Raw genomic sequence first — 13,210 nt, forward strand, 5'->3', positions numbered from 1 at the left:
GAAACAATGGCACAGAACGACAACAATGGCGGCAACCTCGGCTTCGAGGCAGAACTGTTCAAAGCCGCCGACAAGCTGCGCGGCAACATGGAGCCCAGTGACTACAAGCACGTTGCGCTGGGCCTGATCTTTCTCAAATACATCTCCGATGCCTTCGAGGCCCGCCATGCCGAACTGCTGGCCGAAGATGCCGCTGCCGCCGAGGACAAAGACGAGTATCTGCAAGACAACATCTTCTGGGTGCCCAAAGAGGCACGCTGGTCGCATCTGCAAGCCAACGCCAAGCAGAGCAGCATCGGCACGCTGATTGATGACGCCATGCGCACCATTGAGAAGGACAACGAATCGCTCAAAGGCGTGCTGCCTAAGGACTATGCTCGCCCCGCGCTCAATAAGGTGATGCTGGGCGAGTTGATCGACCTGATTTCCGGCATCGCCCTGCATGATGGAAGTGACAAATCCCGCGACGTGCTGGGCCGTGTCTATGAATACTTCCTTGGCCAGTTCGCGGGTGCGGAAGGCAAGCGTGGTGGCGAGTTCTACACGCCACGCTCCGTAGTGCGAACACTTGTGGAAATGCTGGAACCGTATAGCGGGCGCGTGTATGACCCTTGTTGTGGCAGTGGCGGCATGTTCGTACAGAGCGAACGGTTCGTCACCGAACATGGCGGTCGCATCGGAGATATCGCCATCTACGGACAGGAGAGCAACTACACCACTTGGCGCCTGTGCAAGATGAACTTGGCCGTGCGCGGTATTGATTCCAAGATTTTTTGGAATAACGAAGGCAGCTTCCACAAGGATGAGTTCGCCACTCAGCGCGGCAATGATGGCGCACCAATGAAGGCTGATTTCATCCTCGCCAATCCTCCGTTCAATATTTCCGACTGGGGCGGCGAGCGCTTACGCGAAGACGTGCGATGGAAATTCGGTGTGCCACCTGTGGGTAACGCCAACTATGCGTGGTTGCAGCACATCTTCCACCATCTTGCACCACATGGTGTCGCAGGCGTGGTGCTCGCCAACGGCTCCATGAGTAGCCAACAAAGTGGTGAAGGCGAGATCCGCAAGGCCATGCTTGAGGCGGCTGACGGCGCTGGCGTGGTGGATTGCATGGTCGCCATGCCCGGCCAGTTGTTTTATTCCACGCAAATTCCGGCCTGCCTGTGGATTCTTGCCAAAGGTCGAAGTAATGGCTTGGTGAAGAAGACCAAACTGCGCGATCGGCGTGGCGAAGTGCTGTTCATTGACGCCCGCAAGATGGGCGTGCTGGTGGATCGCACACGGCGCGAACTGACCAATAGTGAAATCCGCAAGATTGCCGATACCTACCACGCATGGCGTGGCGAGGCCGAAGCGGGCGAGTACTCGGACATCCCCGGTTTCTGCAAATCAGCCACTCTCGACGAGATCCGTAAGCATGGTCATGTCCTGACGCCGGGTCGCTATATCGGCGTGGAAGCGCAGGACGAGGACGACGAGGCATTCGAAGACAAGATGCAGCGGTTGACCGCGCAGCTTGGCGAACAGACGAAGCGCGGCGCGGAACTGGATGCCGTGATCCGCGAAAAACTGGGAGTCATTGGCTATGGTAGCTGAGTGGCGCAAATCCACTTGGGGCGAAGAAATTTCGCTCGAATACGGCAAGGCGATACGCGGCTACCAAGAAGCATGCGGCAAGTTTCGCGTGTTCGGCTCCAACGGTCCGGTCGGTTGGACGGATAACTCGCTTGCCGACGGCCCTGGCGTGATTCTCGGCAGAAAGGGCGCGTATCGTGGCGTGCAGTTCTCCCGTGAGCCATTCTGGGTGATCGACACGGCCTATTTCGTCGTGCCGAAAACTGAACTCGACATGCGCTGGCTGTATTACGCTATCCAGCATTACAAACTTGGCGAAATTGACGACGGCTCGCCGATTCCATCAACAACACGAGCTGCGGTCTATGTCCGAGAGTTGAGGGTTCCTTCGCCTGAAGAACAACGCGCCATCGCCGAAACCCTCGGCGTACTCGACGACCGCATCGCCAACTTGCACCAGACCAATGCCACCCTGCAAGCAATCGCCGCTGCGCTGTTCAAGTCCCGCTTCGTGGACTTCGACAGCATGGCGCCAGAGGATATGCAGGAATCGGAACTCGGCTTGATTCCGAGGGGGTGGTCGGTTCGTTCTCTCGATTCGATTGCCGACTACCTAAACGGCTTAGCGATGCAAAAGTTTCCGCCCGAAAGCGACACAGAGTTCCTGCCTGTCATCAAAATCGCGCAGTTGCGTGCGGGCAATACGAATGGCGCAGATAAGGCCAGCACGAAGCTTAAGCCCGAATATATCGTCGAGGATGGCGATGTGCTGTTCTCGTGGTCGGGGTCGCTGGAAGTCGAGGTATGGACGGGCGGGCGCGGCGCATTGAACCAGCATCTGTTCAAAATCACCTCGCGTGAAGTTCCCAAGTGGTTCTACTACTACGCCACGCGGCAGCACTTGGCCAACTTCCGTACCATCGCCGCAAGCAAGGCGACGACGATGGGCCACATCCAGCGTGGCCACCTCAACGCTGCCAAAATCGCTGTGCCACCGCCGGATGAAATGACGAGGCACGATGCCGTTATCGCCCCGTTGTTCAAGCAAACCATCAACAACGCATTGCAGGCTCGCACTCTCGCCAAGCTGCGTGATGCACTACTGCCACGCCTTCTCTCCGGCCAACTGCGGGTGAACCAATGAGCCTGGACTGGTGCCCCGGCATCCGCGAAGCCTGTGTGCATTGGCGCGATGCGCCGATGTTGCAGCAGACCTTCGAGGCATTGGAGCGTACCTTGGAGCAGGACAACGATGCGTGCATCGACTGCGCGAAATCCATTGTCGAAGTGTTCTGCCGCATCATTGTGGACGAGTTGGATTCGCCCACCCAACCCGTCAAGCCCAAGGCTACGGCCCCGGACTTCGGCGAATGGGTCGGCGCGGCAGTGCGAGTGCTGAAACTCGGCGAGAACCAGAACAACAAGTTCCTGAAGCTGGTATCGCAGCACCACAAGCTGACGACGGCCCTGGGCGATCTGCGGAATGAATCCGGGCCAGTCAGCCACGGACGGGACGGATTCCTCGCCAAGCTGTCTGTCCATCATCGGCGCTCGGCAATATTGTCTGCGGATGCGCTGGTGATGTTCCTGCACCAAGCCTATCTGGAGGCCCAGCGCGATCCCGTCAGTTCGCGTGAGCCGTGGGAGCGATTCGAGGCGTTCAACCAGCTGATTGACACGAATATCGGCTTGGAATTGGTAACGGACGATGACGGAAATTCAGTACTCCGGATTCTGCTGCCCGGAGGCGAATACCTTTCCCTCAACATTCCGGTCAGTCGTTTGCTTTACCAGCTTGATCGGGATGCCTACATCGAAGCCCTGAATGCCGCTCGCGGCGTTCCCGTCCCAGTGGCGAAACCAAACGAAGAGCAAGAGGGAGCCTGATGGCCTTTTTGTCCGAAGCCCAAGTCGAACAAACCTTGCTAGAGCAACTGCGCGGGCTGGGCTACGTGGTTGCATCTGATGAGGTCATCAGCCCTGACGGCAGCGCGCCAGAACGCGAAAGCCACGATGTCGTATTGCTGCATCAGCGGCTGGCAGATGCCGTTCTGCGGCTCAACCCGCACCTGCCGCTGGAGGCGCGGGCGGATGCCATTCGCAAGCTCACCCAATCCGTATTCCCCGGTTTGCTGGAAGAAAACCGTCGCATCCACACACTGCTGACCGAGGGCGTGGACGTGGAATACTACGGCGATGATGGGGTACTGACGGCAGGCAAGGTGGCGTTGCTGGATTTCGACTCGCCTGCGCACAACGACTGGCTGGCCGTGCAGCAGTTCGTGGTCATCCACGGCCAGGTCAAGCGCAGGCCGGACGTAGTGCTGTTCGTCAACGGTTTACCGCTTGCAGTGATCGAGCTGAAGGCGCCAGGTAGCGCAGGCGCGCATCTGGCGGGTGCATTTAACCAGTTGCAGACTTACAAGCAGCAGATTCCGGCGCTGTTTCACACCAACGCGCTGCTGGTCACTTCTGATGGCATCGCGGCGCGCGTGGGGTCGCTGTCCGCCGATCTGGAACGGTTCATGCCGTGGCGCACCACGGATGGCAGGGCTATTCTGGAAAAAGGCTCGCCGGAACTTCCGACGCTAATCGAGGGCGTATTCGAGAAGCAGCGGTTCCTCGATCTGCTGCGCCATTTCACCGTGTTCGGCGAGACCGGCAGCGGCTTGGCGAAGATCGTGGCGGGCTATCACCAGTACCACGCAGTCAACCGCGCCATCGAGTCCACGATTCGCGCTTCCGACTCATGGCACGGCGTAGCCGAGGAACCAGCGTCTTACGGGCTACCCAGCGTGGCGACGCAATCCCTGGGCGACAGACGCGCGGGGGTGATCTGGCATACGCAAGGTTCCGGCAAGAGTTTGCTGATGGCCTTCTACGCCGGGCGACTGGTGAAACACCCAGCGATGGAGAACCCGACGCTTGTCGTGCTTACCGATCGCAATGACCTAGACGATCAGTTGTTCGCCACCTTCTCGATGTGCCGTGACTTGATCCGCCAGACACCGGTGCAGGCCGAAAGCCGCGAGCATTTACAGCAATTGCTTGCCAGAGCTTCGGGTGGCGTGATCTTCACCACCTTGCAGAAATTTGGAGAGGTAAACGCGCCGCTGACTACACGCCGCAACGTAGTGGTCATTGCTGATGAAGCGCACCGTTCGCAATACGGCTTTCGTGCCAAAGTGGATGCCAAGACTGGCGAGGTCTCCTACGGATTCGCCAAATACTTGCGCGACGCGCTGCCCAATGCCTCTTTCATCGGTTTCACGGGTACGCCTATCGAGGCGACGGACGTGAACACTCCGGCCGTGTTCGGTAATTACATTGATATCTACGACATCAGCCGCGCGGTGGAGGACGGCGCGACGGTGCCGATCTACTACGAATCGCGTCTGGCGCGCATTGAACTGGACGAGGACGAGAAGCCTAAGCTCGATGCTGAGGTGGAAGCGCTGACTGAGGACGAGGCGGTTACCGAACAGGAAAAGCTGAAGGCGAAATGGGCGACAGTCGAACAACTGGTCGGTAGCGAAAAACGCGTCGCGCTGGTGGCGAAGGACTTGGTGGCGCACTTCGAGGATAGGCTATCCGCGCTGGATGGCAAGGCGATGGTGGTGTGCATGAGCCGCCGCATCTGCGTGGCGCTGTATGACGAGATCGTCAAGTTGCGCCCGGACTGGCACAGCACCGATGACAATGCCGGAGCCATCAAAATCGTGATGACGGGCGCAGCCAGCGACCCACCCGAATGGCAGCAGCATATCGGCAACAAGGCGCGACGCGACCTGCTCGCCAAGCGCGCCCGCGACGCCAAAGATCCGCTCAAGTTGGTCATCGTGCGCGATATGTGGCTGACCGGCTTCGACGCGCCGTGCATGCACACGATGTACGTGGACAAGCCGATGCAGGGACACGGGCTGATGCAGGCCATTGCCCGCGTCAACCGTGTGTTCCGCGACAAGCCTGCTGGCCTGATCGTGGACTATATCGGCATTGCTCAGAGCTTGAAGTCGGCGCTGGCGCAGTATTCGGCGCGCGACCAGGAAGCAACTGGCGTCGATGAAGCGCAGGCTGTGGCCGTGCTGTTGGAGAAGTACGAAGTGGTGCGTGACATGTACCACGGCTTCGATTACGTCACGGCATTGAACGGCACTCCGCAGCAACGACTGGCGATGATGGCCGGAGCCATCGAGTGGATTCTCGACAGGCAACAACAATGGACAGCGGCGGAGACCACCGAGGAAGGGAAGAAGAACGCTCAGCGGCGTTATCAGGACTCGGTGCTGGCCTTATCGAAGGCGTATTCGCTGGCGTCGGCCTCTGACGAGGCGCGCGGCATCCGCGAGGAAGTCGGCTTCTTCCAAGCTATTCGCGCCGCGCTGGTCAAGTCAAGCACTGGCTCCGGCGTGACCTCGCAGGAGCGCGACTTCGCCATCCAACAGATCGTCAGCCGTGCGGTGGTCAGCACCGAGATCGTGGACATCCTGAAAGCGGCAGGCATCCAGTCGCCGGACATTTCCATCCTGTCCGACGAGTTTCTTGCCGAAGTGCAGCAGATGCAGAAGAAGAACCTTGCGCTGGAAGCCCTGCGCAAGCTCATCAACGATGGCATCCGTTCGCGCAGCAAGGCCAACATCGTCGAAACGCGGACGTTCTCGGAACGGTTGGAGCAGGCCGTCGCGCGTTATCACGCTAACGCCATCACTACTGCCGAGGTGTTGCAGCAGCTCATCCAGTTGGCGAAGGACATTCGAGCGGCGCGACAGCGTGGGGAGGAGTCCGGCCTCAGTGACGAAGAAATTGCCTTTTATGACGCGCTGGCTGAAAACGAATCGGCAGTGCAAATAATTGGCGATGACAATCTCAAGGTGATCGCCCATGAATTGCTGGTCAGTCTGAAAAGCAATGTCTCGGTTGACTGGGCACATCGCGATTCGGCGCGTGCCCGGATGCGCGTGCTGGTCAAGCGTATCCTGCGCAAGTACGGCTATCCGCCTGATTTGCAGGACGCCGCCGTCCAGACAGTGTTGCAGCAGGCGGAAGCACTGTCAGCCGGGTGGGCTTAAGGGGCAGGTGGATGAGGGATCTTCCTGCTCTCCTGCAAATTTCGCACGGGTATTGCTTATGACCGATCAACTTCAGCCGCTGCCCGGCGAATTCCTGCTCTACGAGACCGAAGATGGACGTACCCGCGTCGAATGCCGCTTCGTGGCCGATACACTGTGGCTGCCGCAGGCGGGCATGGCCGAGCTGTTCCAGACCAGCAAGCAGAACGTTGCCAAACACCTGAAGGCGATCTTTGCCGAGGAGGAACTGCGGCCCGAGGCAGTTGTCAACCAATGGTTGACAACTGCCTCTGACGGTAAGAACTACCGGGTGGCTTACTACAGCCTGGAGGCGATTCTGGCGGTCGGCTACCGGGTGCGCTCGGTACGGGGCACACAATTCCGCCGCTGGGCCACGGAGCGCCTGTCGGAGTACCTGGTCAAGGGCTTCACGCTGGACGACGAACGCCTGAAGAATCCACCCGTCGCCGGCTCCGCTGTTCCCGACCGTTTCGACGAGTTGCTCGAACGTATCCGCGACATCCGGGCCAGCGAACGCCGGATGTACCTGCGAGTGCGCGAGATATTTTCGATGGCGGCGGACTATTCGCCCACGCTGCCGGAAACTACCCAGTTCTTCCGCTTTATCCAGAACAAGCTGCACTTCGCCGTCACTGGCAAGACCGCCGCCGAACTGATTGCCGAGCGTGCAGACAGCCGCCAGACCAACATGGGTCTGACGACCTGGAAATCTGGCAGCGTACAGAAGGCCGATGTGACCGTTGCCAAGAACTACCTGCGGGAATCGGAAATCAGCGAACTCAACCGTATCGTCACGATGTGGCTGGACTTCGCCGAGGATCAGGCCCGCCGGCGCAAAGAAGTGTTCCTGAAGGACTGGGCAGAGCGGCTCGATGCCTTCCTAACCTTCAACGAACGTGATGTGCTCACCGGCGCAGGCCGCATCTCCAAGAAGCAGGCCGACGCCCATGCTGAGAACCAATATGAGCAGTTCTCCGTCCAGCGGCGGGCCTTGTTGGAGGCCGAAGGTGCAGATGCCAATGTACGAGCCTTGGAGGACGCCGCCAAGGCACTGCCCAAGCCGGGCAAAAGCAGCAGGAAGAGAAAATGAATTGCCAGGCTTGGCCCGGCCAAAGGGAAGATGAAAAGGCAATAAGGGAATGGTGGCCAAGGGACAACAGCCTTACCCGGAAAAGGAAAAGGAAAAGGAAAAGGCCACCGTCACGTCTAACCGGCACCGATCACCAGATTCCCCGACGGCGCCAGCCTGTCGATGTAGTCCGACCACGCCTGCAACATCTCCCGCCGCTGTTCGGCGTATTCCGCCCGGTTGTAGACACCACGCACGCCGCCGATGGTGTGGTTCAGCGCCTTCTCCACGACATCCGAAGACCAGCCCTGTTCGTGCAGCAGCGTCGATGCGGTGCGCCGCAGGTCGTGGATGGTGAAGGCGGGGATCTCCTGCCCCTGCAATGACACCTTCAGCGCTTGGTTCAGCGCATTGTTGGCGAAGGGCTTGGCCAGGGTGCCACGGCCCGGCAACACCCAGACGCTGCTGCTGGCCAGCGGCTTGAGTTCCTTGAACAGCGTCTGCGCCTGGGTGGACAGGTAGACGATGTGCGGCTTGCCGGTCTTGGAGTTCTCGACCGGGATGTGCCATTCGCCTTCGTCCAGATGCACGTCCTTCCACTGCGCCAGCATCAGCTCGGACTTGCGCACCAGGGTCATCAGGATCAACTGGAAGGCGATCTTGAACTGGCGGCGGATGTTGGAGGTCTGCATGGCGCGCAGGAACTGCCGGATTTCGTCCGGCGTCAGCGCCCGGTCGCGGGCGGCGGCGCGGTAGACGTGCCGCATCGGCAGGGCCATGACCGGGTTGGCCTGGATCAGGCCGCAGGTCAGCGCGTAGTCGAACATGCGCTTGAGCAGGCCGCGCACCTGGCCGGCAGCGGCATCGAAGCCTTGTTCCTTCTTGCGCCAGATGACGCTGCGTACGTCCTCGGCGGTGATGTCCCGGATCGGCTTGCTGCCGATATGCGGCAGGATGTCCTTTTCCAGGTAGCGGCGGGGCATGGTCACGTTCTTGCGGTCGCGTGACTGGATGTCCTTGAAGAAGCGTTCGGCGAAGTCGGCCACGGTGGCGTCTTCCGCGCCGGCCACCTTGGCTTGTTGCTTCTTCTTTGCCGGCGATTCGCCCATTGCTACTTGCTGGGCCGCCTCATCCCGTTTCAGGCGAGCGTTTTTCAGCGTCAGCGCGGGATACTTGCCCAGCGTCAGCTTCTCGTACTTGCCATTCAGCCGGTAGCGGTAACGCCAGACGATGCCCCCGGTCGGGAACACTTCCACGTGAAGCCCCCGGTTGTCGGTGACCGTGTAGGTCTTGTCCCTAGGCTTGAGCGCCTTGAGTGTGTTGTCGGTCAGTGCCATCTCATCCTCCGTATGTCCAAGCAGAGGGATGGAGAGCAAATTTCCCGCTACTTGGCGCCAAACTTGGACATATCAGTGAGTGGCTTCGACTGTATCACCGAATTCGTTGGTGGAGGAAAATTCCTTTATTTACGCCAACTTAAATTCATTCTAAAGACGTTGGTGGACGTCCTTGGACCCCACATCACTTCCCGATGCAGGAGGAGAGCTATCTCAATCCGACGCTGCTTGTGATGAGTCTGCCCTTTGGGCTCTATCCCGACCGCACGACGTTGCGCCTGCTCGAGCGGGACTTCCGGATGCCGGTGAAGGCGGCGGTGCTGATGGCGCCGATCCAGACCGACTTTCGTGGCGGCGGGCGTCCGGCGTTGCTCTATACCGGCCGCAAGGGCCAGCTCGTCACGCTCGATCTGTTCGATCCGAGGATCAACAACTACAATTTCATTGTCTCGGCCGAGAGCGGGGCGGGCAAGAGCTTCCTACTCAACAACCTCTGCCAGCAATATTATGCTTGCGGCGCGCTCATTCGCATCATCGACATCGGCGGGAGCTACCGGAAGCTCTGCACGCTCTGCTCGGGCCGCTACATCGATATCGGTGAAGAGCATCTGGTTCTGAACCCCTTCGACATGGGGCTCGCGCTCGATGGCGACGACAAGCAGTCGGCGATTACCATGGCCGTGGCGATCGTCGCCGAAATGGCGAATGCATCGACCCGCAAGGGCGTCACGACCTCCGAGTGGAACCTGCTCAAGTCCGCTGTCCAATGGACCATCGACACGGGGCGGGCCGATCATGGCATCGACGCGGTGCGCGAATGGCTCGGAACCTATCCCTCGCTGGTAGAGACCGATCTCGACCGCGTCGACCATCTCGTGCCGACAGCGCGTGAGCTCGCCTTCAACCTGCGCGATTTCGGCTCGGGCGGCGCCTATGGCCATTATTTCAACGGCCCTTCGACCCTCGACATCCGCAACGATGAATTCGTGGTGCTCGAGCTCGAGCGCCTCAAGGCAATGCCTGACCTGTTCAACGTCATCGTCATGGTCGTGGTCAACGCGGTCACCCAGGAACTCTATCTCTCCGCGCGCGATCGCCCGCGCTTCGTACTGTGCGAGGAAGCCGCCCAGTTCATCACGCCCACTGCGGGGCAGGATCTCAGTCGTCTGGCCGAAGCGATCAGCCAGGGCTATCGACGCGCGCGTAAGTATCGCGGCAGCTTCGGCGTCGTCCTGCAGAGCATGAACGACCTCATGCTGTTCGGCGGAACCGGCCAAGTCATCCTCGAAAACGCCGCGACCCGGTTCCTCCTGCAGGGATCGACCTACGATCGCGCGGTCGACAACAAGATTCTCGATTATTCGGGCTTCGTCCTCGACCTGCTGAAGTCGGTGCGCAATTCAAAGCCCCACTATTCCGAGGTGTTCATCGACTCTCCGCTTGGCCTCGGCATTGCGCGGCTTGTCGTCGATCCCTTCTCTTATTGGATCAATACCTCCGCGCCGGATGAGGTCGCCGCGTTCGAGGCGCTGATGCGCCAGGGCCTTTCGCCGCTCGAGGCGGTGTGCCGGCTGGCCGGTGTCGAGCCCTCGCAAATCCTCGGCGCGCCCGGCGCGCCGGCCTTCGCGGGAGCATGACGGCCATGACACGCCATCGTCCGCACCCCGATCAGTTGCCGCTCAACTGGTCCGACAACGAAGCCATCGAAGTGATCGTCGAGCGGCGTCTTGCTGAGCGGTTCGAAGCGGAGTCCTTCCAGTGGCGGTTCCGGCTCGTGGCGATCGAGACGGTGATGATCGGCCTGCTGGTGCTCGTCGCCGGGCTCCTTCTTAAGCAGCCGACGATGATGGTGCTGCGCGCCTCGCTCCTCGTTGCTGCTTCTTGCTTCGCGACCGGCCTCCTGCTGCTGAGCCTTTCGGCGGGTACAGCGAAGCTGATGAGCCGCCTGCGTCGGAGAAGAGGCAAATGAACGGCCTCATCTCTTCCGCGCCGTCGCAATCGGCGATCCGGCTCACGGTCAGCGGCTTCCTGCTCATGCTGGTGCAGAGCACGCTGTTGCTCATGTCGCCGGCGCTCGGCGCTGGGGCAGGCGTTCTGATCTGGACCCTAACCCCTCTCGCCTCCTGCGCGTTCATCGCCGCCCTTATCGGCATTCCCGAGCCGCCCGAACAGGATTGGAGGCGCCGTCATGGCCGCTGATCTGCTGCGCCGGGTCCGCCGCGGGCCCATCGTCCTCGTGCTCCTGACGGGCAATGCGCTGGCTGTGGCTGCCACGCTCGCCGCCGCTGGGCCGGTCGCCGGCAGCGCCCCATCGCGCAGCACGATCGGCCGGACCTGGCCGATCGCGGAGCCCGACGCGCTTGCCGAGATCGAGACCAAGGTCGCGACGCTGCCCAGCGACATGAGCAAGGCGTTCGGCCCGCGCGACAAATGGAGCGCGCTCAAGGCCGCGCCGCTCGGGGTCGCCGGCGCTGATCGGGTGCGCAGCGTCGTCCCCTTCTACACGCTCGACTTCGACATCACGCTGCCGGGCGGCAAGACGCTCTACCCGAAAGGCTTCACGTTCAACCCGTTGACCTATGTGAAGCTGCCACAGCGCCTCGTCGTCGTGCATCCTCGAGATCTCGGCTGGGCGCTTCGCAACGCCCGCGCGAGCGATTTCATCCTGCTCTCGGCGCTTGGGACTCAGAATGGCGACGCGATCGACCTGAGTGAGAAGACCGGTCGTCCGATCTACATCCTTGAGGAGCGGGTCAAGCAGCGCCTGGGACTCACCGTGGCGCCGGTCATCGTCGAGCAGTCCGGCACGCGCCTCATCCTCACCGAATATGGGCCGAAGAGCCGGGCCACCGTGGCCGTGGCGAAAGGAGTGACGCGATGATCGGGCGTCTCCCCGTCTTTGTTACGGGTCTTATCATCGGGCTGCTGATGACGCTCGCTTGGCCGAGCCAGGCCCACGCCTCCAAATGCGAGGCGGGCACCGTCTTCAATCCGATCACCAAGGTGCGCTGGACCTGCATCTTTCCGATCACGGTCGGCGGCATTCGGGTGGGGAGCTTCGACAAGCTCGACAAGGCGCTCGACGCGCAATCCTCGTCCAAGCCTCTGTGCGCCTGCCGCAAAGGCATCCAGTTCTGGTTCGGGGTCAAGGTCTCCTACTGGTCGCCGAACCGGATGGTCGACGTCGTGACCGAACCGGGCTGCATGATGGCGCTGGGCGCCGACCTGCTGCCGACCGGAGGCAAGCTGCAGGGCAGCCAATCGTCGATTTCCGACGGGACGAACACGCGCAAGATGTTCGCCCAGATGCACTATTACATCTCGCCGGTCTGGGCGATGCTCGACATGTTCACGGACCTGCCGTGCCTCGAGAATGACGGCTTCGATGTCGCCATGATCACCGAGGTTCTGCCGACCTGGCAGTCGGGGACGCTCGGCGCGATCATCCAGCCTGAGGGCATATTGTTCGGCAACCCCGCTGCCGGCCTCGCCTGCATGGGCGACAGCGCCGCAGCCGCGGCGGGCAAGGTGATCGACCCCCTGTTCTGGTGCATGGGGAGCTGGGGCGCGACCTATCCGATCGCCGGCGATATTCATTTCGATGACTCGGTCGAAGCTTGGGCAGGGCTCGCGGCCCGCGGCGTCTTCATGATGGGGCGGCTGGGCGCGCTTACCGTCAGTTCGGCGGACGGCTGCTCGTTCGTGCCCCAGCCCGTCTGGACCAAGTCCCGTTACAAGCTCCAGATCATGGAGCCGGTGAAGGGCGGCAAGTGCGTCAACATTGGCCGCCCAGGCGCGCTTTGGTCCTCGGCCAAGCATGCGCCGGGGAAGGACAACGCCCAGTTCATGCTTTTCGAAAAGGTGATCTGCTGCGCCGGGATACCGGTGCCGTGAGCGGGTCCCTTCCTCCCTGTTCCGCGCGAGACAGCCGTCCACTCCGGAGGTCTGTTCGCCAAGGCCCCTACGGCCGATGGCTTCCGCGCGGGACCGGAGCGGCGCTGCTATGCCCCCCTGGCGGCGTCGCTCCACCCCCGGCCAGCGCGGCCGCGATACACCCCCGATGGGATCGGCGCTTCCTCTCCGCCTGTTCCATCGTCGCGACCGCGCTGGCCCTTCCTCTTGCTTCGCCCGCATCG

At 61.2% G+C, this 13,210-nt stretch carries 10 protein-coding genes and 1 pseudogene; 10 read left to right on the forward strand and 1 reads right to left on the reverse strand.

The window, feature by feature from the left end; translation table 11 throughout:
- The first annotated feature begins 6 nt into the window (after positions 1 to 6).
- The 5 genes from G432_RS08565 to G432_RS08585 are packed head-to-tail and all read left to right on the forward strand — an operon-like array spanning position 7 to position 7,758.
- Positions 7 to 1,599 carry a class I SAM-dependent DNA methyltransferase gene (locus tag G432_RS08565; protein ID WP_015458427.1) on the forward strand — a complete coding sequence of 531 codons (1,593 nt, stop codon included), beginning with the start codon at positions 7 to 9 and terminating at the stop codon, positions 1,597 to 1,599.
- Entirely contained in the window at positions 1,589 to 2,722 is a 1,134-nt protein-coding gene (locus G432_RS08570) for a restriction endonuclease subunit S (RefSeq protein WP_015458428.1), read from the forward strand. Before G432_RS08565 ends, G432_RS08570 begins: the two co-directional genes overlap by 11 nt.
- Positions 2,719 to 3,465, forward strand: coding sequence for an abortive infection family protein (locus G432_RS08575; RefSeq protein WP_015458429.1), 747 nt, complete (start codon positions 2,719 to 2,721; stop codon positions 3,463 to 3,465). Before G432_RS08570 ends, G432_RS08575 begins: the two co-directional genes overlap by 4 nt.
- Complete coding sequence (locus G432_RS08580; protein ID WP_015458430.1) at positions 3,465 to 6,647, forward strand: type I restriction endonuclease subunit R; 3,183 nt, start codon at positions 3,465 to 3,467, stop codon at positions 6,645 to 6,647. Before G432_RS08575 ends, G432_RS08580 begins: the two co-directional genes overlap by 1 nt.
- Before the next feature lie 58 nt (positions 6,648 to 6,705).
- A complete protein-coding gene (locus G432_RS08585; RefSeq protein WP_015458431.1) occupies positions 6,706 to 7,758 on the forward strand; it encodes a virulence RhuM family protein in 1,053 nt (350 codons plus the stop codon).
- Between the two features lie 116 nt (positions 7,759 to 7,874).
- Here G432_RS08585 and G432_RS08590 read toward each other — a convergent pair whose 3' ends face one another.
- Complete coding sequence (locus tag G432_RS08590; RefSeq protein WP_015458432.1) at positions 7,875 to 9,074, reverse strand: tyrosine-type recombinase/integrase; 1,200 nt, start codon at positions 9,072 to 9,074, stop codon at positions 7,875 to 7,877.
- A 185-nt stretch (positions 9,075 to 9,259) separates the two neighbouring features.
- Here G432_RS08590 and G432_RS08595 point away from each other — a divergent pair.
- The 5 genes and pseudogenes from G432_RS08595 to G432_RS08615 all read left to right on the forward strand — a co-directional run.
- Positions 9,260 to 10,711: pseudogene (locus tag G432_RS08595) on the forward strand (TraG/VirB4 family ATPase); the annotation flags it as partial.
- Between the two features lie 5 nt (positions 10,712 to 10,716).
- Positions 10,717 to 11,043 (forward strand): hypothetical protein, encoded by a 327-nt coding sequence (locus tag G432_RS08600; RefSeq protein WP_015458434.1) that lies wholly within the window; start codon positions 10,717 to 10,719, stop codon positions 11,041 to 11,043.
- Entirely contained in the window at positions 11,040 to 11,273 is a 234-nt protein-coding gene (locus G432_RS08605) for a hypothetical protein (protein ID WP_015458435.1), read from the forward strand. Before G432_RS08600 ends, G432_RS08605 begins: the two co-directional genes overlap by 4 nt.
- On the forward strand, positions 11,263 to 11,955 hold the full coding sequence (locus tag G432_RS08610) for a hypothetical protein (RefSeq protein WP_015458436.1): 693 nt from the start codon (positions 11,263 to 11,265) through the stop codon (positions 11,953 to 11,955). The genes G432_RS08605 and G432_RS08610 overlap by 11 nt, the downstream gene beginning before the upstream one ends.
- Positions 11,952 to 12,968, forward strand: a complete 1,017-nt coding sequence (locus G432_RS08615; protein WP_015458437.1) for a TraU family protein — start codon at positions 11,952 to 11,954, stop codon at positions 12,966 to 12,968. The genes G432_RS08610 and G432_RS08615 overlap by 4 nt, the downstream gene beginning before the upstream one ends.
- The last annotated feature ends 242 nt before the right edge of the window (positions 12,969 to 13,210 follow it).

Source organism: Sphingomonas sp. MM-1 (assembly GCF_000347675.2).
GTDB classification, from domain to species: domain Bacteria; phylum Pseudomonadota; class Alphaproteobacteria; order Sphingomonadales; family Sphingomonadaceae; genus Sphingomonas_E; species Sphingomonas_E fennica.